This is a genomic window from Agromyces hippuratus, from assembly GCF_013410355.1.
In the GTDB taxonomy this organism is placed as follows: domain Bacteria; phylum Actinomycetota; class Actinomycetes; order Actinomycetales; family Microbacteriaceae; genus Agromyces; species Agromyces hippuratus.
Window position 1 is genome coordinate 2,510,120 of the sequence record NZ_JACCFI010000001.1, and the last position, 18,779, is coordinate 2,528,898.

Annotated in this window: 20 protein-coding genes; 7 read left to right on the top strand and 13 right to left on the bottom strand. The window is 71.0% G+C overall.

Annotation, left to right across the window (positions count from 1 at the left end; all coding sequences use genetic code 11):
* Positions 1 to 53: 53 nt before the first annotated feature.
* Positions 54 to 755 carry a YceI family protein gene (locus BJY17_RS11700; RefSeq protein WP_179551505.1) on the top strand — a complete coding sequence of 234 codons (702 nt, stop codon included), beginning with the start codon at positions 54 to 56 and terminating at the stop codon, positions 753 to 755.
* Between the two features lie 57 nt (positions 756 to 812).
* On the opposite strand, the gene BJY17_RS11705 is transcribed toward BJY17_RS11700, so the two are convergent.
* Complete coding sequence (locus BJY17_RS11705; protein WP_179551506.1) at positions 813 to 1,073, bottom strand: cupin domain-containing protein; 261 nt, start codon at positions 1,071 to 1,073, stop codon at positions 813 to 815.
* A gap of 203 nt (positions 1,074 to 1,276) precedes the next feature.
* Between BJY17_RS11705 and BJY17_RS11710 the strand changes: the two genes are divergently transcribed.
* From BJY17_RS11710 to BJY17_RS11720, 3 genes are all read left to right on the top strand, one after another.
* Positions 1,277 to 1,750, top strand: a complete 474-nt coding sequence (locus BJY17_RS11710) for a MarR family winged helix-turn-helix transcriptional regulator (RefSeq protein WP_179551507.1) — start codon at positions 1,277 to 1,279, stop codon at positions 1,748 to 1,750.
* A 20-nt stretch (positions 1,751 to 1,770) separates the two neighbouring features.
* On the top strand, positions 1,771 to 2,637 hold the full coding sequence (locus BJY17_RS11715; RefSeq protein ID WP_179551508.1) for an alpha/beta fold hydrolase: 867 nt from the start codon (positions 1,771 to 1,773) through the stop codon (positions 2,635 to 2,637).
* Positions 2,638 to 2,701: 64 nt separating this feature from the next.
* Entirely contained in the window at positions 2,702 to 3,733 is a 1,032-nt protein-coding gene (locus BJY17_RS11720) for an LLM class flavin-dependent oxidoreductase (protein WP_179551509.1), read from the top strand.
* Positions 3,734 to 3,753: 20 nt separating this feature from the next.
* Here the strand turns inward: BJY17_RS11720 and BJY17_RS11725 are convergent, their stop codons facing one another.
* Positions 3,754 to 4,455, bottom strand: coding sequence for a helix-turn-helix transcriptional regulator (locus BJY17_RS11725; protein ID WP_179551510.1), 702 nt, complete (start codon positions 4,453 to 4,455; stop codon positions 3,754 to 3,756).
* Between the two features lie 88 nt (positions 4,456 to 4,543).
* On the opposite strand from BJY17_RS11725, the gene BJY17_RS11730 reads away from it, so the two are divergent.
* Entirely contained in the window at positions 4,544 to 5,413 is an 870-nt protein-coding gene (locus BJY17_RS11730) for an NmrA family NAD(P)-binding protein (RefSeq protein ID WP_179551511.1), read from the top strand.
* Between the two features lie 145 nt (positions 5,414 to 5,558).
* Here BJY17_RS11730 and BJY17_RS11735 read toward each other — a convergent pair whose 3' ends face one another.
* From BJY17_RS11735 to BJY17_RS11745, 3 genes are all read right to left on the bottom strand, one after another.
* Positions 5,559 to 6,104: a hypothetical protein gene (locus BJY17_RS11735; RefSeq protein WP_179551512.1), complete on the bottom strand. Its 546-nt coding sequence runs from the start codon at positions 6,102 to 6,104 to the stop codon at positions 5,559 to 5,561.
* Between the two features lie 219 nt (positions 6,105 to 6,323).
* A complete protein-coding gene (locus tag BJY17_RS11740) occupies positions 6,324 to 7,697 on the bottom strand; it encodes an APC family permease (RefSeq protein ID WP_376866712.1) in 1,374 nt (457 codons plus the stop codon).
* Between the two features lie 106 nt (positions 7,698 to 7,803).
* Complete coding sequence (locus tag BJY17_RS11745) at positions 7,804 to 8,901, bottom strand: alcohol dehydrogenase catalytic domain-containing protein (RefSeq protein WP_179551514.1); 1,098 nt, start codon at positions 8,899 to 8,901, stop codon at positions 7,804 to 7,806.
* A gap of 119 nt (positions 8,902 to 9,020) precedes the next feature.
* Here BJY17_RS11745 and BJY17_RS11750 point away from each other — a divergent pair, with 119 nt between their 5' ends.
* Both BJY17_RS11750 and BJY17_RS11755 read left to right on the top strand, forming a co-directional pair.
* On the top strand, positions 9,021 to 10,457 hold the full coding sequence (locus BJY17_RS11750) for a PucR family transcriptional regulator (protein ID WP_179551515.1): 1,437 nt from the start codon (positions 9,021 to 9,023) through the stop codon (positions 10,455 to 10,457).
* A 90-nt stretch (positions 10,458 to 10,547) separates the two neighbouring features.
* On the top strand, positions 10,548 to 10,988 hold the full coding sequence (locus BJY17_RS11755; protein ID WP_179551516.1) for a nitroreductase family deazaflavin-dependent oxidoreductase: 441 nt from the start codon (positions 10,548 to 10,550) through the stop codon (positions 10,986 to 10,988).
* Positions 10,989 to 11,157: 169 nt separating this feature from the next.
* On the opposite strand, the gene BJY17_RS11760 is transcribed toward BJY17_RS11755, so the two are convergent.
* The 8 genes from BJY17_RS11760 to BJY17_RS11795 form a co-directional block, all read right to left on the bottom strand.
* The gene (locus BJY17_RS11760; RefSeq protein ID WP_179551517.1) at positions 11,158 to 12,330 is read right to left on the bottom strand and encodes an FAD-dependent oxidoreductase; all 1,173 of its coding nucleotides are present in this window, start codon (positions 12,328 to 12,330) and stop codon (positions 11,158 to 11,160) included.
* Positions 12,323 to 13,036 carry a methyltransferase domain-containing protein gene (locus BJY17_RS11765; RefSeq protein ID WP_179551518.1) on the bottom strand — a complete coding sequence of 238 codons (714 nt, stop codon included), beginning with the start codon at positions 13,034 to 13,036 and terminating at the stop codon, positions 12,323 to 12,325. Before BJY17_RS11765 ends, BJY17_RS11760 begins: the two co-directional genes overlap by 8 nt.
* A gap of 25 nt (positions 13,037 to 13,061) precedes the next feature.
* Entirely contained in the window at positions 13,062 to 14,204 is a 1,143-nt protein-coding gene (locus BJY17_RS11770) for a type III polyketide synthase (RefSeq protein WP_179551519.1), read from the bottom strand.
* A gap of 67 nt (positions 14,205 to 14,271) precedes the next feature.
* Entirely contained in the window at positions 14,272 to 14,640 is a 369-nt protein-coding gene (locus BJY17_RS11775; protein WP_246303721.1) for an SHOCT domain-containing protein, read from the bottom strand.
* Positions 14,641 to 14,644: 4 nt separating this feature from the next.
* Positions 14,645 to 15,073, bottom strand: coding sequence for a DUF6325 family protein (locus BJY17_RS11780; protein ID WP_179551520.1), 429 nt, complete (start codon positions 15,071 to 15,073; stop codon positions 14,645 to 14,647).
* Between the two features lie 83 nt (positions 15,074 to 15,156).
* Positions 15,157 to 16,353 (bottom strand): AI-2E family transporter, encoded by a 1,197-nt coding sequence (locus BJY17_RS11785; protein ID WP_218889901.1) that lies wholly within the window; start codon positions 16,351 to 16,353, stop codon positions 15,157 to 15,159.
* The gene (locus tag BJY17_RS11790; protein WP_179551521.1) at positions 16,353 to 17,024 is read right to left on the bottom strand and encodes a GAP family protein; all 672 of its coding nucleotides are present in this window, start codon (positions 17,022 to 17,024) and stop codon (positions 16,353 to 16,355) included. Before BJY17_RS11790 ends, BJY17_RS11785 begins: the two co-directional genes overlap by 1 nt.
* Before the next feature lie 38 nt (positions 17,025 to 17,062).
* The gene (locus BJY17_RS11795) at positions 17,063 to 18,718 is read right to left on the bottom strand and encodes a SulP family inorganic anion transporter (RefSeq protein WP_179551522.1); all 1,656 of its coding nucleotides are present in this window, start codon (positions 18,716 to 18,718) and stop codon (positions 17,063 to 17,065) included.
* Positions 18,719 to 18,779: the final 61 nt, after the last annotated feature.

Genomic DNA, 18,779 nt, shown 5'->3' on the forward strand with positions numbered 1-18,779 from the left:
CGTTCTCATACCGTGATCGGCGAAGCTCGAAGCCCCACCCCTTTGGAGCTGCATTGCAGAAGCGCACGAAGATCATCACCGCCTCGATCGTCGCCGGAGTGCTCGTGCTCGGTGCGACCGCCGCCATCGCGGGCCCGATCGTCTATCGCGATCTCATCGTCGGCGAGCCCGAGACAGCACCCTCGGTGACTGCGGCGCCGTCGGCGACGGCCGAGGCGGGCACGGAGGCATCCGATCTCACCGGCGAGTGGACCGTGACAGGCGGCTCGTTCGCGGGCTACCGCGTCGACGAGGTGCTGAACGGCACCGATGTGACGGTGACCGGGCGCACCTCCGACGTGACCGGCAGCTTCACAGTCGACGGGTTGAGGCTCACAGCCGCGTCGCTCGAAGTCGACGTCGCGTCGATCGAGACCGACTCGGGCAACCGCGACGAGTACTTCCGCTCGACCGCGTTGCGGGTCGACGAGTTCCCGACGGCGACCTTCGTGCTCACCGAACCGATCGCGGTCGACGCAGCCCCCGTCGTCGGCGGCGTGCAGACGGTGCAGGCGACGGGCGAGCTCACCCTCGCGGGCGTCACGCGCACCGTGACCGTCGACCTCGACGCGGTCTGGAACGGCAGCGACGGCCAGGTCGCCGGCAGCATCCCGATCACCTTCGCCGACTTCGGCGTCGAGGCGCCGAACCTCGGCTTCGTCTCGGTCGAGCCCGACGGGTTCGTCGAGTTCTCGCTCGCGCTCGCGCGGGGCTGAGCGTTCAGGACGCGAACGCGACGCCGCATCGGCGCCACGTCGGCGTCGGCGTCGGGCTCATCGCACCCACGGCGGGGCGACCGGGGCTGCGTCGCTCCCCGGAATCGAGGCCACGGCGCTCGGGCTTCCGCACACCAGGAACTCGCAGTCGCTCGACGCGATGACGGTGCGCACGACATCGGCCGGCACGATGACGGTGTCACCGGCAGTGACGGCGAACTGGTCGGACTCGGAGTGGAACGATGCTTCGCCGGTCAGCACGGTCCAGATCTGCTCGGAGTCGATGATGTGCCGTGGACCCGGTTGACCCGCGGACATCCGGACTCGCCACAGGCTCGTGCGGTTGCTTCCACCCACGGTCGGGGATGCCAGGGTCTCCATCGCCGAGGTCGCGGTTCCCGATGAACGGGTTTCGGTCGAAGCCACTCGAGTGATCGACATGAGTCGCCTCCTGAGACAACATCGTTGTCTAGATGGTAAACGTCGTTGTCCAACATCCGCAAGTGCGAGAGAATCGGCTCATGGCGCAACACCCCCCAGGCGAATTGCCGATCCTCCTCATCGGGTCGTTTCGCGAGGTCATCGACGAGCTGCACGAGCAGCTCCGAGAGCTCGGCTTCGAAGACCTCCGGCCACTCCATGGATTCGCGTTGCAGTCGATCGCCGAAGGCGGTGTGTCGATCAGCGAGTTCGCGCGGCGACTCGGCGTGACGAAGCAGGCCGCGGCCAGGACGGCCGCCTCGATGGAGTCGCTCGGCCTGGTCGACCGCCACGTCGATCCCGATGACGCACGGGCATCCGTCATCACTCGCACCCCGCGTGCGAACGACTTCCTCGCGGCGAGCGGACGCCTCCTCGGCGAACGGGAGACGGAGTGGCGGCGGCAGCTCGGCGCCGACCGTTACGACACCATGATCAGCTGCCTCCAGCAGTTGCGCGCCGCAGAGCCGTTCACGACCATTCCGGGATGGCTCGGTCGGACGACGCGGATCTGAGCGCACGAGTGGGAACCCGAATGCATCCGCAGGGAAGACCCGGCTGGGCTTCGACGAGGGACGGAAGACGGCTCTTCTTCCAGGCCATCGACGGCCCTGGGCCGACCGTCGTCTTCGAGGCCGGTATCGCATCGACTCGTTCGATCTGGGGACTCGTTCAGCCGGCCGTCGGACGCACGGCGCGGTCCGTCGTCTACGACCGCGCCGGACTCGGCCTGAGCCCGCAGGCCGCGGGGTCGCGCCGGCTTCCCGAGCTCGCTGATGACCTCAACGATCTGCTCGATCATCTCAGCGGAGAGCGCGAGAGCGATGCCGGCTTCGTGCTCGTCGGGCACAGCTGGGGCGGCCCGATCGCGCGCCTCGCCGCATCCGTCCGCCCGGAGCGGATCCGCGCTCTCGTGCTGGTCGATCCGGCAGATGAGGACTGCGAGCTGTATTACTCGCCGGCCACCGAACGGGCCACTCGCATTCAGAACGCCCTGTTTCCCGGGCTCGCCCGCATCGGTCTCCTGAGATGGGTGTACGGGCTGACGGCCGGCTCCCTCCCGTCGCAGATCCGGGCGGATGTGCGACGGGAGATGTACACGCCCGGGGCGGTCGCAACCCAGATCGCCGAATCGACATCGATGTCGGATGACCTCCGGCAGCTGCGGTCGGCATCCATCGACGTTCCCGCGATACCGCTGACGATCATCTCGGGAGGGAAGAGCGCCGGCGTGGGAGCGGAGGGGCGTCGCCAGCTCATCGCCGCGCATCGTGCTCGTGCGGAACGCGCCGAACACGGCCGGCATGTGATCGCCGCGCGGTCCGGCCACGTCGTCATGCTCAGCGAACCCGAGGTCGTCGTGGCCGAGATCCAGCAGGTTCTGCGCGCATCATCGCGATGACGAGACCGCGCTGGCGGCATCCATGCAGAGGAATAGACTCCGCTGCACGGTCGTTCCACCAGTCGTGCAACGCTTCGGAACGCTCTCATTCGGACACTACGGCCCCCTCGGCGGCGGCCGCGAGCTCTCGGCCGCGGATTCCATGCTGCAGGCGATCGACCTCGCCCAGGGCATGGACGAGCTCGGCGTGAACGGCGCCTACTTCCGCGTGCACCACTTCGCCCGCCAGCAGGCGTCGCCGATGCCGCTGCTCGCGGCGATCGCGGCGCGCACCCGGCACATCGAGGTCGGCACCGGCGTCGTCGACATGCGCTACGAGAACCCGCTGCACCTCGCCGAGGAGGCGGCAGCGGTCGACCTCATCTCGGGCGGCCGGCTCGCCCTCGGCGTCAGCCGGGGATCACCCGAGACCGTCGTGCGCGGCTACGAGGCATTCGGGTACACCGGCTCGGAGGACCCGCGCGGCGCCGACATCGCCCGCGCGCACTTCGACCGGTTCCTCGAGGCCGTCGAGGGCAAGGGCATCGCCGAAGCGGATGCCTCGTCGCCGTTCGGCGGCGGCGCGAGCGGCCTGCAGCGCATCGAGCCGTACTCCCCCGGCCTGCGCTCGCGCATCTGGTGGGGCGCCGGCAACAGCGACTCGGCCGAATGGGCCGGGCGCCGGGGCGTGAACCTCATGTCGTCGACGCTGCTCACCGAAGATCGCGGCCTGCCGTTCGACGAGCTGCAGGCGCAGCAGATCCAGACGTTCCGCGCGGCCTGGCGCGAGGCCGGCCACCCGGGCGAACCGCGCACTTCGGTGAGCCGTTCGATCTTCCCGATCACGACCGCCGAAGACGAGCTCTACTTCGGCGGCCGTCAAGACGGAGACGGCGTCGGCTACATCGACGGCATGCGTTCGACGTTCGGCAAGACCTACGCGGGCACACCCGACAAGCTCGTCGAGCAGTTGCTGCGCGACGCGGCGATCCGCGAGGCCGACACCCTCATGCTCACGATCCCGAGCCAGCTCGGCGTCGAGTTCAACCTGCGGATGATCGCTGCCTTCGCCGAGCACGTCGCGCCGAGCCTCGGCTGGGAGCCCGCGAACCGCTGAACGCCCCGTGACGGCGGCGCTCAGCCGAGCGTGCCGAAGTCCGTGGCGAACCAGCGGCCGATCGAGGCATCCGGGAACTCCCGCCGCCGATACGTGCCCGGCACGCGCTCGACGCCGGAGATGCGGTCGAAGCGGAATGTGCGCCACTCGTCGCGGTCGAGATCGAAGCCGACGAGATACCAGCGTCCCGCTCCGAGCACGTGCCGATACGGGTCGACGAGTCGTGCAGACGAGACGGCGTTCCGGTCGAGGTAGGTGAAACGGATGCGGCCTGCTTCGGCCACCGCGTCGGCGACGATGCCGACGTCCTGCGCCGCGACGGCGTGTTCCTCTTCGAGCACCTCGGTGGCGAGGTCGATCGCGTCGGCGCGACGGCGGAGCCCGGGCGGCAGCACCTGCTCGAGCTTCGCGAGGGCGACCTGGGCGCTCTCGTCCCCCTGCAGTCGCGGCGCGATCAGACGCAGGCCCGCGACGATCGCCGCGATCTCGTCGGCGGTGAAGAGCAGCGGTGGAATCGTCGCACCCGCGCCGAGCCGATACACGCTCCCGGGCCCGGGCTTCGCCGTGATCGCGTAGCCCAGCCCGCGGAGCCGATCGACGTCTCGCCGCACGGTTCGCGCGCTGATGCCGAGTCGCTCGGCGAGCGTGGCAGCACTCCAGTCGGCGCCGGTCTGGAGCACCGACAGCAGGGTCAGGGCGCGCGCGGTCGGGTCGCTCTCCATTCCTCCATTCTGAGGGCAATGGCGGACATGATCCGTCCGCCACCGTCGCTACCTTGGGTCGATCACGTACGACGAAGGGACTCGAATCATGCGAATCGCCGTCACCACCCCGACCGGCAATGTCGGCCGCCACGTCGTCGCCATGCTCGTTCGGGCGGGAGTGCGACCCCTCGTACTGGCGCGCGATCCCGAGCGGCTCGACCCCGAGATCCGGCCACTGGTGGACGCGGTGGCGGTCGACCAGTTCGATGCCGAAGCGGTGAGCGCAGCGACATCCGGTGTCGACGCGCTCTACTGGGTGGACCCGCCCGCCGTGAGCGCCGATCCGCTCGACGACTACCGCCGCGCCACGGCGAGCGCGGTGCGCGCGGTCGGGGACAACGGCATCGGGCGGGTGGTCTTCCAGAGCAGCGTCGGAGCCGAGCAGCGCCGCGGAGCCGGCGAGATCGACGGGCTCGCCGCCACCGAGGTCGCGCTGGATGCCACCGGAGCCGATGTCACCCATCTGCGCTGCGGGTACTTCTTCAGCAACCTGGAACTCCAGCTCGACCAGGTGCGGTCGGGCAGCCTGCAGATCGTCCTTCCCGTCGATCATCCGATGGCCTGGGTCGCGCCGCGCGACATCGCCGAGGTCGCCGTCAGCCGACTGCTCTCGACGGAGTGGCACGGCCGGCACGTCCAGGCCGTGCACGGACCGGAAGACCTCTCCTGGCGACGGGTCGCCGAGATCGTGTCGGCTGCGACCGGTCGGCCGCTCCACGTCGAACGGATCCCGGATGAGGCGATGCGCGACGGGATGCTCGGCGCCGGGATGCCCGCCACCCTCGTCGACGCACTCATCGGCATGTCCACCGGGCTCCGCGACGGCTTCGTCGCCGAGCAGCCGCGATCCGCGCAGAGCACCACGCCGACGACGCTGGCCTCCTGGGCCTACGACGTGCTGCGGCGACAGCTCTGATGCAGCCGGAAACCGGGCTTGAGGCGACGACGGCCCGGAGTCCGGTCGGCGGGACTAGCCGACGCCCCCGAGCGCGTCGGTCTCGGTGTTGCCGATGTCCGCGATCACCTCGGGATCGATCGGCGGTCACTCCGACTCGGATCGATCACGGCCTGGGCGGCGCCGGCATCGTGCCGGTGAACGACCAGCCGTTCTCGTCCACGCCGCAATGCGCCGGATCGGCGGCGTCCGCCTCTGCGGCGGCGCGATCCGCATAGACAAGCCTCACCAGTCCTCGGCTTTCCCACATCTGCTCCGGCACGTATGCGTCTTCCCACATCACGAACCAGCCGCCCGCCGTGCGGCGCCGCAACTCGGCGAGCCACGTGGCGTACCGCGGGTCGGGCCGCACGGCCGAGGGAACCTCCTCAGCCGCTCGGGCGAGCCGGTCGGCCAGAGCGACGACGTCCCAGTCGGTGCGGCCATCCCCGAAGACATCCCCACCCGAACCGTTCGTGTACGACAAGAGGATGTTCCGCTCGTGGGCCGGGCCGATCATGTCGCCCGACTCCGGCACCAGAACGCGACACCGCCAGTGCCCGGTGGCGTAGTGGTTCGCCGCCACACGCACCCCCTGGAATCCGAGCTCGTGCAGCCGCGACACGGCAGCGATGATGGCGGCCTCGGGACGTACCGATGCGTCGAGTGACATGCCCGAAGCCTAGGCGCCGCCGCCCTGCGCTCATCACGATCGTCACCGGGTGCGTGGGGCCGCGCCTCGGTCGAGTCCCCGGCGACCGAGCGACCCCGTGACGACGACAGACCGCGCCTCCCTGATGGCGTAGGGGGAACCCAGGGAGGCGCGGGGTCTGGACCGGGACCTCGCCGCCGGGCTTGAGGCGACGACGAGGTCCGGATTCGGATCGGCGACCTAGCCGACGCCCTCGAGCGCGTCGGTCTCGGTGTTGCCGATGTTCGCGAGCACCTCGGGGCGACGCTTGGCGAGGTGCAGGTACCAGGCGAGCGCGGCGATCATGGTGATCAGGAACAGGTACGGGATGACGTTGAGCGGCCATGCCGGCACCGGCCACACGTTCGCGAAGAACACGTAGGCCATGGCGACGACGGCGACCGTGGCGCACACCCAGACCAGGCCGTTGCGCATCTTCTCGCGACGGGTGTAGACGACGCACGCGATCGCGACGAGCGCGTAGGCGACCATGTAGCCGTAGGTGCCGTAGGTGTCGACCCACACGACGATGTCCATCGGGTGCACGCCGATCGCGAGCAGTACGACGTCGAGCGCGATCGCGGCCGGGCCGGCGACGAGCAGCACGCGGTGCGGGGTGAGGTGACGCTCGTGGGTGCGGCCGAAGCGCTCGGCGACGACGCCCTCCTTGCCCATCACGTAGATGATGCGGCCGACGACGTTGAGCGGGGCCACCACGACGGCGAAGAACGAGGCGCCGACACCGAAGGTGAGCACCGGGCCGAACCACGCGGGCATGCCGATCTTCGCCGAGATCGCCTCCAGCGGGCTCGCGACCGTAGCGAGGTCGTCGCCGAGGATCGCGATCTGCGTGTACGCCGAGAAGACGTAGAGCACGCCGACGCCGAGGGCGCTCCACATGATCGCCCGCGGGATCGCCTTGTACGGGTTCTTCGCCTCGCGGCCGAGGGCGTCGGCCGACGAGAATCCGACGAAGCCGAGGATGCCGAGCACCATGCCCGCGGCGACGCCCTGGAACGGCACGCCCTCGAGCGAGAACTGCGCGGGGTCCCAGGCGTTCGGGCCCGCCCACACGAGTGCGAGCACGAGCAGCACGAGGATGATCGCGACCGAGACGAGCTCCAGCACGAGCGAGACGCGCGCGGAGAGGCGGATGCCCCGGATCGTGAAGAGCGTCGCAAGTCCGCCGAGCACGATCGCGAGCGTGATCTGCGCGAACACGCCCTCGAACGGCACGCCGATGAGCAGCAGGAACTGGTTGAAGTACGAGACCGAGCCGCCGAGCGAACCGGCGGCGATGCCCCAGCAGCCGATCAGCAGGGCGACACCCGCGAGGTACGCACCGAACGGGCCGAGGCCCTTCGCGACGTAGGTGTAGAGCGAGCCCGCCGACGCGTGCTTCTTGGCGAACACGGCGACGCAGTAGCCGACCGAGAGGATCACGATCGTGGCGAGCACGAACGAGAGCATCGTGCCGTTGCCCGCGCCGATGAAGATGCCGGCGGCGGTGAAGGCGATGACCGCGCTCGGAGCGATGTTGGCGATCGCCTGCGCCGCGAGCTCGGGTCCGCTCATGACGCCGCGGCGGAGGCCGGCGTCGGTCGGGGCGTCGGCTCGGGCGGCCGGCGCTTCGGAAGTGGTGGTCATGGGGAACTCTCCAGTGAGTCGGGTGCTGCAGGGGTCAGGGGATGAGGAGCGTGCGGAGCGCTTCGCCGGATTCGAGGTCCTCGAACGCCTCGGCGGCCTCTGCGAGCGGGCGCCGCGCCGAGATCAGCGGGTCGAGCTTCAACTGGCCGTCCATGTAGCGGTCGACGAGCGCGGGGATGTCGATCGAGGGGCGCACCGAGCCGTAGTTCGAGCCGAGGATGCGCTGGTCGGCCTCGGCGAGCACGAGCGGTTCGAACGAGGCCTTCGCGCCGGTCGGCGGCAGCCCGACGATCACGGCGGCGCCGCCGAGGCCCAGCATGCGGATCGCCTGCTCGGTCGTCGAGGTGCGCCCGATCGCGTCGAACGCGTAGTCGACGCCGTCGGGGATGAGCTCGAAGAGCGCCTCGACCGCGTCGACCTGCGAGGCGTCGATCTGGTCGGTCGCCCCGAACTGCACGGCGAGCGCGGTCTTGTCGGCGCGCACGTCGACGGCGACGATGCGCTCGGCCCCGGCGAGCCGGGCACCCTGCACGACGTTCAGGCCGACCCCGCCGCATCCGATGACGACGACGGTCGAGCCGGGCTCGACGGCGGCCGTGTTGAGCACCGCGCCGACGCCGGTCGCGACGGCGCAGCCGACGACGGCGACGACGTCGAGCGGCGCGTCGTCGCGCACCTTCACGGCGCCGGATGCCGGCACGACGACCTCCTCGGCGAACGACGAGACGCCGAGGTAGTGGTGCAGCGACTCCTCGCCCTGCGAGAGGCGAGAGGTGCCGTCGAAGAGCACGCCCTTCGGCGCGACGACGGTGGCGACCTTCTGGCAGCGGGCCTCGTGGCCCGAGCGGCAGTAGCGGCACTCGCCGCACGGCGGCACCCACGAGAGCACCACGTGGTCGCCGACGGCGAGCGACGTGACGCCCTCGCCGAGTTCGACGACCACGCCCGACCCCTCATGACCCATGACGAGCGGAGCCGGGGCGTCCCATTCCCCTCGCTTCACGTGCAGGTCGGAGTGGCAGACGCCCGCCGCCGCGATCTTGACGCGGACCTCGCCGGCCTTGGGAGCGGCGAGCTCGACGTCGGCGACCTCGATCGGCGTCTCCGGTGCGCGGAAGACGATGGCTTTCATGATGCTCCCTTGGATCAGTGCTGGGGTACGCCCGATGCTAGGCAGGCTCGTCGCCTCGAGTCACTGCGAAGATTGTCGAACGGCGAGCGGATGTCGCGGCATTTCGTACACTCGATGACATGGCTCGTGACGTGCTCTCGATCGCCCGCGTGCTCGGCGGCGAGCTCATCGGCGACGGCATCGCGCCCGCGACGCCGGTCGACGCCGCCCTCAGGCTCGAGGAGTTCAGCGTCGTCGGCCATCCCGGCTTCGCGACCCTCGTCGTCGCCGGCGCCGAACCCCTCGCATCGGCGCTCACTGCCGGCGGCCCGCGATCGGATGCGCTGCGCGGCGCCGTGCTCGTCAGCCACGGGGCGACCCGAGCGCTCCGGCGTGCCGTCGAGTCGGCGGGTGCCACGGCGGTCGTCGGCGCCGAGGCATCCGACGCCGTGCTGCATCCGCTGCTCGTCGCCCTGCTCGCGACCGACCAGGCCGCGGAGGACCGGCTCGTGACCACCGGCACGAAGGTGCTCACCCAGGTCGCGCGACGCGGCGGGGTCGGCGCGGTGGTCGCCGAGCTCGCCCGGCGCATCGACGGCTGGGCGGTGCTGCTCGACCCGCACGGGCAGGTCATCTCGACCGCCGGCGCGGGCGGGCTGCACGTGCAGGATGCGGTCGCCGTCGCGTTCAGCCGGCCGGTGCGCGTGCGGCATCCGGGTCTGCAGGTGCACCCCGTCGGCACGGGCGAGGACCTCAGTGCCTACCTCGTCATCTCCTCGCGCGAGGCGTCGATGAGCCGCGGCCGCGACCTCGCCTCGCAGGCGGCGGCCCTGCTCGACCTCATCCTGCGCACGCACGACCGCACCACGACCGAGCGGCTCGGGCGCGAGGTGATGATCGACACCCTGCTCGAGGGCGGCCCGGCCGCCGCCGCGCTGCTGCGCCGTTGGGGCGTGCACGAGAGCTCCCTCACCGGGTTCGCGCTGACCGCCCGGTCGAAGTCGGTCGACCTCGAGCGCCTCGTGACCCGCTGGCTCGACGAGCTCGGCAGCGTGCACCTCATCACCGAGGAGCCGGGGCATCTGCTCGGCTTCCTCCGTGACGACCGCATCGACGACCTCGTACGCCGCGTCGAAGACGTCACAGCCGACGCCCGCACGCCACTCCGTCTCGGGCTCGGCTCGCCTGCGGCATCCGATGCCCTCGCCCGCACCGCCGCCGAGGCGAGGCAGGCGCTCGACGTGGCGGTCACCGACGGCCGCACCGTGTCGCGCTATCGCGCGCTGCCCACGGTGGCCCTCGTGCTCGATCGACTCGACGCCGGCGACGCCGCCCGCCTCTCCGAGGTGCTCGATCCGCTGCGCGGCGACGACGGCCTGCACGGCGAGCTCACCCGCACCCTGCGCGTCTACCTCGCCGAGCACGGCTCGTGGGGCGTGACCGCCGAGCAGCTCCGCGTGCACCGGCAGACCCTCACGAACCGCATCCACCGTGTCGAGGAGCTCACCGGCCTCTCGATGGGCAGCGCCGACGACCGCACCGCCGCGTGGCTCGCGATCCGTGCGCTCGACCGCTGAGCCGGCCCGCGCCAGAGGTGCTGAGGCCGCCCCGCCGGAATGCCTCGACCCGGCACCGGGTTATCGTCGACAGGACATCGAGGAGGATCCATGCCATTGGTAGGCGAGTACGAGCCGAGCACGTCGGCCTGGGCGCGCAAGCAGGCCGAGGCGTTCGAGGCGTCGAACGGCGAGTCGTCGAACACCCTGAGGGGCATGCCGATCATCGTGCTCACCACGGTCGGCGCGAAGTCGGGCAAGCTCCGCAAGACCGCGCTCATGAGGGTCGAGCACGACGGCGAGTACGCGGCGGTCGCCTCGCTCGGCGGGGCTCCGAGGCATCCGGTCTGGTACTGGAACGTGAAGAAGCACCCGCACGTCGAACTGCAGGACGGCGGCGACAAGCACGACTACGAGGCGCGCGAGCTCGAGGGCGAAGAGCGCGAGATCTGGTGGGCGCGTGCCGTCGAGGCCTACCCGCCCTACGCCGACTACCAGGTGAAGACCGAGCGCCTGATCCCGGTGTTCAAGCTCACGCGCGTCGTGCTCTGACCCGCGCGGCGCGCCCGCGCGCGAGTCCCCGCGCGGCGCCCGCGCGTGCGAATCCCCGCGCCGGAGTACCCGATGCGCGGCGGAGTCCGGTCTGGGGCACTCGCGGCGGGCACTCGTGCGCCCATCGGGTACTCAGGCGAGCAGAACTGCGAATGAGCGGATGCCGCGGCTACAGCCAGCGCATCGTGAACGCCCTCGCGAGCACCGCCCTGAGCGGCGGCACGGCGAGCGTGCGCACGGCGGCGTTGCGCACCCGCAGTCGCGCGCCCGCGGCCGGTGCGCCCATGCGCATGTTGAATGCCGCTTGACGGATCGCCCGCGACGCCGATGACCGCCGCTCGCGCTCGTAGCGCTCGAACGCTTCGTAGGGCGCGCCCGACTCGAGCGCGTGCTCGAGCTCGCGGTCGAGCAGCACCGCGTCGAGCCATCCGAGGTTCATGCCCTGCCCGCCGATCGGGCTGATCTCGTGCGCCGCGTCACCGGCGAGGGCCACGCGGCCCCGGTGCATCCGCTCGGCCAGGTGCTGCCGCGCCTCGAAGACGCTCGGCTCCGCCGCGGCCTCGGCGTCGAAGCGGCCGTCGACCCGCGAGGCGACGATCGTGGCGAGCTGCGCCGCCCCGGCCTCACGCGGAGGTCGACGCACCCACGCGACCCAGCGGCGGCGCCCGCCCGGCAGCGGGAACGACTCGACGACGCCCGCCGGCTCGAAGTGCAGCAGCGCGGTCGTCGGCTCCCCGGTGTCGTCGCGGGTGTCGCCCATCACGTAGTGCGCTCGGCCCGGCCTCGACGCCCAGCCGATGCCCACGAGGTCGCGGATGCCGCTGCGCACGCCGTCGGCGCCGACCACGTAGCGGGCGAGCACGGTGACCGACCCGCCTGCGCGGTCGCCCGTCACTTCGACGTGCGTGCCGAGGTCGCGGAGCCGTCGCACCTCGACGCCGTGCGCGAGCGCGGCGGGCGCGAGTTCGGCGAGCCGGCGCTCGAGCATGGCCTCGGTCTCGAGCTGCGGCAGCGACCACACCGAGCCCGCCCGCGCGAACGACATCGACCCGAGCACCCGGCCCTGGCACGTGACGCGTCCGCCTCGGATCTCGACGCCCGAGCCACGCACCTCGGCCTCGAGCCCGACCCGGCCGAGCGCGCGCAGCCCGGGTGGGTGGATGCCGATCGCGCGCGAGCGGCCCGACCGCTCGGTGCGCCGCTCGAGCACCGCGACGTCGCGACCGCGCTGCGCGAGCAGGCACGCGAGCAACAGGCCGACGGGGCCGCCGCCGACGATGACGACGTCGTGCATGGCGTGCCGCTCGACGTCGGGCTCCGGGCCTGCGGATGCCTCAGGCATCCGCTCCCCAGACCACCTCGAGCCGCGAGGGGAATGCCCGTCGCACCGCCCAGCCGTCGGGCAGCACGGGGGCGAGTTCGCCCACCGTGTGGCTGCGGCGGATCGAGGTGAGCCCGTCTGGGCGGATGTACGATCCCGCGAGCAGGTTGCCCGCGAACGGCAGCGTGCCGAGCCAGAATCCCGCGTAGCCGAGCCTCGTGCGCTCGATGTCGCCGTGCACCGCGAGGCCGCCTGGGCCGAGCAGCAGTTCGCTGTCGCGCAGCAGCGCCCCGAACTCGCGGCCGTCGAGGTGGTGCAGCACGTGGTTCGAGACGACGAGGTCGAAGTGCTCGCCCTCGTCGACGAGGTCGCCGCTCATGGCGCGGCGGAGCGTCAGGCCGGGGGTCGGCGGCCGGGCCGACGCCCAGGCCGTCGCCCGCGCGTCGGGGTCGATCGCGGTGATCTCGAGGCGCAGGCCGTCTTCGTCCGCCCAGCGCAGCAGGCGCCGTGGCAGGTCGGCGCTGCCCGAGCCGATGTCGAGCAGCCGCGTGCGCCAGACCGGCGACAGCCGAGGCCGGATCCAGCGCAGGTACACGGCCCGCTCCCCCGAGACGACGGCGTTCACGAGCCGGAACCGCTCGTACGTCTTCGCGAGCATCACGGGGTCGGCGTCGGGCCCGTCCATCAGCTCCTGCGCCTCGGCGTCGCGCGCCCGGAGCGACCTCATGCCGGCCCGCCGAGGAACACGACCGTCACACCCGAACGGTCAGGAGCGCCGACTCGACGGTCAGCCCCGGCCCGAACGCCATCGCGGCGACCCGGTCGCCGTCGGCGGCGGCATCCGAGTGCAGGATGTTGCGCAGCACGAACAGCACCGTCGCGCTCGACATGTTCCCGTAGTCGCGCAGGGTCTCTCTGGCCGGCACGAGCTGCGCCTCGGTGAGCACGAGCCGCGACTCGACCTTGTCGAGGATGCTGCGCCCGCCCGGGTGGATCGCCCAGTGCTCCACGGCGTCGGAGGCAGCGTCGCTCGCGAGCGCCGCTGCGAGCGCGTCGTCGTGCGCGAAGAGCGGCTCGAGCGCGCCCGTGATGTGGTCGTCGATGATCGCGGGGATCGCGTTCGAGAGCACCATCTCGAAGCCGTGGTCGCCGATCTTCCACGCCATGTCGCCCTCGCCGACCGGCGTGATGCGGGTGGCGAATCGGTCGAGGTCGAAGGCCCGCTCACCCGGTTCGGTCGGCCGCGCGGTGACGATGGCCGAGCCTGCACCGTCGGCGAAGAGCGACGACGCCACGATCGTGTCGGGGTCGTTCGACGCGCGCAGGTGCAGCGTGCAGAGCTCGACGGAGACGACGAGCACGACGGCCGAGGCATCCGCCTTCGCCAGTTGCGACGCGATGCGCAGCGCCGGGATCGATGCGTAGCAGCCCATGAACCCGAGGTGGTACCGCTCGACGCCGGGGTTCAGGCCCAGGTCGCGGGCGATCATGAAATCGGGGCCGGGGGCGTAGAAGCCGGTGCACGAGACGGTGATGACATGCGTGACATCGGATGCCTCGATGCCCGGCGTCGCCTCGATGGCGGCGCGGCCCGCCTCGACGTAGAGCCGCGTCGCGTGCTCGGCGTAGAGCTCGTTGCGCACCTTGGTGCCCGGCAGCAGCAGCTCACCCGACTCGGCGTCGAAGAACACCGGGTCGTCGGGGTGCGCGTCCCAGCGCAGCTCGTCGAGCACCGAGTGCCGGCGTTCGATGCCCGAGACGTTGAACGAGGTGGCGACGATGCGCTGACCCAGCCGACCGAGGCCGGGCTGGGCCGCGAACACGTCGCGCACCTCGTCCTGCACGAGCACCGTCGCCGGCACCGCGGTGGACAGTCCCCTCAGGGTGACGGTCATGACTCAGCGCCGGCAACCGAGCGGATGCCGGGACAGGACTCGCATGAGGCTCGCAGTCCCTCGCCGGTCAGGAGAGCAGCTTCGCCTTGGCGGCAGCGAACTCCTCGGGCGTGAGGATGCCCTGCTGCTGCAGCGCGGCGAGCTTCTGCAGCTCGGCGACGACGTCGACGCCGGCCGGCGCTGCGGGAGCCGCAACCGCCTGCTGCGCCGCGACGCCCATGGCGGCCTGCTGCTGCGAAACGGCCTGCTGGGCCGCGGCATCCATCTGCGCCTGCTGCTGCTGCGCCTCGTACTGCTGCTGCTCGTACTGGTCTTGGGCCTTCTGCTGCTGGTGTCGCTGCACGCTGCCGCTGACTGCGGTGGCGGTGCCGGCGACGACGGCGGTGCGAGCGGCCATGCCGATCAGTCCCGGGCGTCCCATTCTTCTGAGCGGCATCTTCCTACTCCTCTTCTGCTTCGGCGAGCGCGGCGTTCACGACGGGTGCCGGGATTCGTTCGGTCTGCAGCACGATGCCGCCCGACTGGGCGAACTTCGACGCGAGGCGCTTCGCCCACACGAGTTCGATCGCGAGCAGTGCGCCCGAGGTGCCCGGGGGGATGCCCTGGGCGAGCTCGTGGGCGTCTTCTTCGGCCACGAGGCCGATCGCCTCGAGCTCGACCGTGCCGAACCCGTACTCGTCGCTCACCTGATCGAATTCGGTGATCAGCACCGAGCCGTCGAGTTCGCGAGAGATCACGAGGAAGTCGAGCAACCGGATCTCACCGCCCTCGACCAGTTCGCCGATCGCCTCGAGGGTGCCCGGGTCTGGGCGGTCGCCCTCGAACCCCACCACATACAGCTCTACTGGGCCGTATTCGAACTCCGCCATGATCTCCCCAATCTCACGTGGTTGCAGACTACGCGCGCGCAGGCCTCAAAAGCCAGAGCGGCGCGGTGAATCCCCGCGGAACGTCAGGTTCGCTCCGGATGCGGGTCGCCCGACAGCCTCCGCAGCGGCCCCGAGCGTTCGTCGGGTTCGAGCAGCAGCGCCCGCACGAGCAGCGTCAACGGGATGCAGAGGATCGCCCCGATCGGCCCGATCACGAGGGTCCAGAACACGACGGAGAAGAACGTCAGCGTGAGGCTGAGCCCCACGGCGTCGCTCACGAACTTCGGCTGCACGAGCACCTGCAGCACGACGTTGATGACGCAGTAGGCGGCCACCACGGCGAGGGCGAGCGGCCACCCGCCGACCACGAGCGCGAGCACCGCCGGCGGAATGAGGCCGATCACGAAGCCGATGTTCGGGATGAAGTTCGTGACGAACGCGAGGATCGCCCACACGATCGGGATCGGCACGCCGATCCACCAGAGGAACAGGCCGTCGAGCACGGCGACGACGAGCCCGAAGCTCGCGTTCACGACGTAGTAGCGGCGCACACCCGAGAAGTAGCGGGCGCCGATCCTGTCGCCCGCCGGGGTGCCGAAGACCCGGTCGCCGCGGCTGAGGCCCGAGGCATCCGCCGCCATGAAGATGACGTAGGCCAGCACGAAGAAGAACGCGGTCGCGGCGCCGAGCACGGCATCGGCGACGCCCGCGGCGAAGGCCAGCAGGGTCTTCGGGTCGATCGCGGCGGCAGCCGACGTGGCCGCCTCGCTCGTCATTCCGAGCGACGTGAGCCAGTCGTACACGGCCTGCACGGTCGTCGCGAGCTCGTCGGCGTAGTCGGGCAGCATGCCGATGAATTGAGCGGATGCCACGACGAGCAGCGTGCCGAGGATCGCGAGGATCAGGTACGCGACGACGATGACCGCGGTCGTCGCGAGCCAGCTCGGCCAGCCCCGACGCTCGAGCGGGCGGCGCACCGGGTGGGCGATGATCACCACGACCGCGGCGACCGCGGCGGGGGCGAGGATGTCGCGGGCGAACCACACTCCGGCGAAGACGATGCACGCGGCGGCGATCGTGATGAGCACCCGGGTGCCGTGGGCGAGACCGCCGGCGGCAGCACGGGGTGTCGGCGGCTCGACCGCGGCAGCCGGCGGTGCGGCCGACGACTCGGTCGGCACGTCCGCCTGCGCCGCGACGTGCGCCCCGGTCGGCGCCGCGACGTGCGCCCCGGTCGGCGTCTCGTCTGCGGAGGGGTTCGGCCCCGCGGCATCCGTCATCAGAAGCTCCCGATGCCCTTGCCGATCATGACCACGCCGATGACGAGGAGGAGCACCGCCATGACCGTCGCGTTGTTCTGCACGAGCCAGCCGCGGAGCGACTCGAGCGGGGCGGCCATCTTCGCCGAGGCGAGGAGGTAGGCGATCACGGGCACCGCGACCGAGCACGCGGCGATGAGCGTGAAGATCACGATCACGAGCGTGATCTCGCCGCCGTTCAGGCCCGCCGTGCCGATGAGCACACCGGCGCCGGCGGCCATGAGCAGGTTCTTCGGGTTGACCGCGGAGAGCAGGAAGCCGAGCACCGCTCCGCGCATCGTGGTCATCGAGTCGATCGCCGACATCCACTTCGGCAGCGCCGCCGCCTCGCCGTCCTTCGGGCGACCGCGCCACTGCTTCAGGGCGAGGAACAGCAGGCCAGCACCGAGCAGGAGCTTGATCACGCCGGAGATCGGCTTCGCGGCATCCGGGTCCTGTTCGGGGATGATCGAGGCGAGCAGCGTGAAGACGACGACCGCGACCACGATGCCGAGCACCCAGCCGATCATGAACCCGACGCTCGTGCCCTTCGCCTTCGGCGAGAGCAGCATGAGGATCGCCGCGATGATCGGGATCGGGCTGATCGCGATGCCGAGTGCGAGCGGCAGGATGCCGCCGATGACCTCGCCCATGGATGTGTACTCCTGTCCGGCGGCAGCGCCGCCATCGTCTACCGCTGCTGCGGCGTGCTCGAGAGCACCGCGATCGCGGCGCGGTTGGTGTCGAAGATGCGGCGGTCGCCGAGGAGGCCGAGATCGGTCAGCCGCTCCCTGGCATCGGGCCGCACGCGGCTGAAGCCGAGTTCGATGCTGCGGGCGTCGAGCCAGGCGACGAGCGCCGTGAAGCTCTCGGCGCCGGTCACGTCGACGTCGGTGACGGCCTCCATGTCGATGACGACGTGCTGCACCGTGCCCTCGGGCACGGCCTTGACGGCCTTCTTCACGGCGTCGTCGAAGACCGAGCCGTTCGCGAAGAACAACGGGGCCGCGAGCCGGATGACGATCACGCCCGGCGCCGTCATGGTGCCGGGGGGCGCCTCGCCGAGGAGCGACTGGGTCGGCGAGTCGCCGGCCGCGAGCACGTCGATCGGCGGGTTCGCCGCGCGCTTCGCGAGGTTGATGAGCGCCAGCACGAACGCGACGAGGATGCCGGGGATCGATCCGACGAAGAGCGTCACGAGGAAGCAGACGGCGGCGATCGCGAACTCGAACCGGTCGACCCGCCACAGCATGCGGAAGTCCCGGATGCCGAGCAGCGGCAGGATCGCGACGCCGACGATGGCGCCGATCGCGGGCGACGGGATGTCGGCGAGCAGCGCGGTGCCGAAGAGCAGCAGCAGCAGCGTGCCGACGGCGAGCACGAGCGACGGCAGCTGCGTGCGCGAACCCGCCTGGTCCATCGCCGCCGTGCGCGAGGTCGACGATCCCATGGCGAAGCTGCCGCTCGCGCCGGCGGCGACGTTGCCGAGGCCGAAGGCGAAGAGGTCGCGGTTCGGCCGCGTCGAGTAGTTGCGCTTCTCGCCGTACGAGCGGGAGACGAGCAGGCCCTCGGCCGTCGTGACCATCGTGAGCGCGATCGCCGACGGCACGAGCATGAGCCACATCGACCAGTCGATGACGGGCCAGGTGAACGCGGGCGGACCTGCCGGCACCTCGCCCAGCACGTCGACGCCGGCGTCGTCGAGATCGGCGAGCACGACCGCGATCGTCGCGACGACGAGCACGATGAGCGCCCATGGCACGAGCCGCAGGTATCGCTGGCCGACGATGAGCACCGCGACCGAGAGCGCCGCGATGACGAACGACCACGGGTTGGTCGTGCCGAGTCCGGTCACGAGCCCGCCGACCTTGTCGACGAACTCGCCGCCCGAGTCGATCTTCACGCCCAGCATCTTCGCGATCTGGCTCACGAGGATGTCGAGCGCGAGACCGCCGACGAAGCCCACGAGGATCGGCTTCGAGAGGAAGTTCGCGATGAAGCCGAGCTTGAACACCGACATGAGCACGAAGAGGATGCCGCAGATGATCGCCTGCGCGAGCGCGAGCGTCGAGTAGTCGGCGCTGCCGGCGGTCGCGAGCCCGCCGAGGGACGAGGCGACGAGGGCGGCGGCCGCGGCATCCGGTGACACGACCAGCTGTCGCGACGAGACGACGAGCGCGTAGATGACGGTCGGCACGATGAGCGCGTAGAGGCCGGCGGTCGGCGGCAGGCCGGCGATCTGCGCGTAGCCGATGTTCAGCGGGATCGCGATCGCGAGCAGAGTGACGCCCGCGGTCAGCTCGCGTACGACGTTCCTCCTGCTGAGTCCTGCCAGCGGTTTCTGCACCGGTCCCCCTCCGTCTGCTCACAACGACACTAGCGAGCGGATGCCTCGTGGCGCCGCTCGC

What these genes read in the sequence shown, in the direction of transcription:
- BJY17_RS11705 (WP_179551506.1), bottom strand. Translation starts at nt 1,073, where the DNA reads ATGTCCGCGGGTCAACCGGGTCCACGGCACATCATCGACTCCGAGCAG.
- BJY17_RS11710 (WP_179551507.1), top strand. Translation starts at nt 1,277, where the DNA reads ATGGCGCAACACCCCCCAGGCGAATTGCCGATCCTCCTCATCGGGTCG.
- BJY17_RS11715 (WP_179551508.1), top strand. Translation starts at nt 1,771, where the DNA reads ATGCATCCGCAGGGAAGACCCGGCTGGGCTTCGACGAGGGACGGAAGA.
- BJY17_RS11725 (WP_179551510.1), bottom strand. Translation starts at nt 4,455, where the DNA reads ATGGAGAGCGACCCGACCGCGCGCGCCCTGACCCTGCTGTCGGTGCTC.
- BJY17_RS11730 (WP_179551511.1), top strand. Translation starts at nt 4,544, where the DNA reads ATGCGAATCGCCGTCACCACCCCGACCGGCAATGTCGGCCGCCACGTC.
- BJY17_RS11735 (WP_179551512.1), bottom strand. Translation starts at nt 6,104, where the DNA reads ATGTCACTCGACGCATCGGTACGTCCCGAGGCCGCCATCATCGCTGCC.
- BJY17_RS11740 (WP_376866712.1), bottom strand. Translation starts at nt 7,697, where the DNA reads ATGAGCGGACCCGAGCTCGCGGCGCAGGCGATCGCCAACATCGCTCCG.
- BJY17_RS11745 (WP_179551514.1), bottom strand. Translation starts at nt 8,901, where the DNA reads ATGAAAGCCATCGTCTTCCGCGCACCGGAGACGCCGATCGAGGTCGCC.
- BJY17_RS11750 (WP_179551515.1), top strand. Translation starts at nt 9,021, where the DNA reads ATGGCTCGTGACGTGCTCTCGATCGCCCGCGTGCTCGGCGGCGAGCTC.
- BJY17_RS11755 (WP_179551516.1), top strand. Translation starts at nt 10,548, where the DNA reads ATGCCATTGGTAGGCGAGTACGAGCCGAGCACGTCGGCCTGGGCGCGC.
- BJY17_RS11760 (WP_179551517.1), bottom strand. Translation starts at nt 12,330, where the DNA reads ATGCCTGAGGCATCCGCAGGCCCGGAGCCCGACGTCGAGCGGCACGCC.
- BJY17_RS11765 (WP_179551518.1), bottom strand. Translation starts at nt 13,036, where the DNA reads ATGAGGTCGCTCCGGGCGCGCGACGCCGAGGCGCAGGAGCTGATGGAC.
- BJY17_RS11770 (WP_179551519.1), bottom strand. Translation starts at nt 14,204, where the DNA reads ATGACCGTCACCCTGAGGGGACTGTCCACCGCGGTGCCGGCGACGGTG.
- BJY17_RS11775 (WP_246303721.1), bottom strand. Translation starts at nt 14,640, where the DNA reads ATGCCGCTCAGAAGAATGGGACGCCCGGGACTGATCGGCATGGCCGCT.
- BJY17_RS11780 (WP_179551520.1), bottom strand. Translation starts at nt 15,073, where the DNA reads ATGGCGGAGTTCGAATACGGCCCAGTAGAGCTGTATGTGGTGGGGTTC.
- BJY17_RS11785 (WP_218889901.1), bottom strand. Translation starts at nt 16,353, where the DNA reads ATGACGGATGCCGCGGGGCCGAACCCCTCCGCAGACGAGACGCCGACC.
- BJY17_RS11790 (WP_179551521.1), bottom strand. Translation starts at nt 17,024, where the DNA reads ATGGGCGAGGTCATCGGCGGCATCCTGCCGCTCGCACTCGGCATCGCG.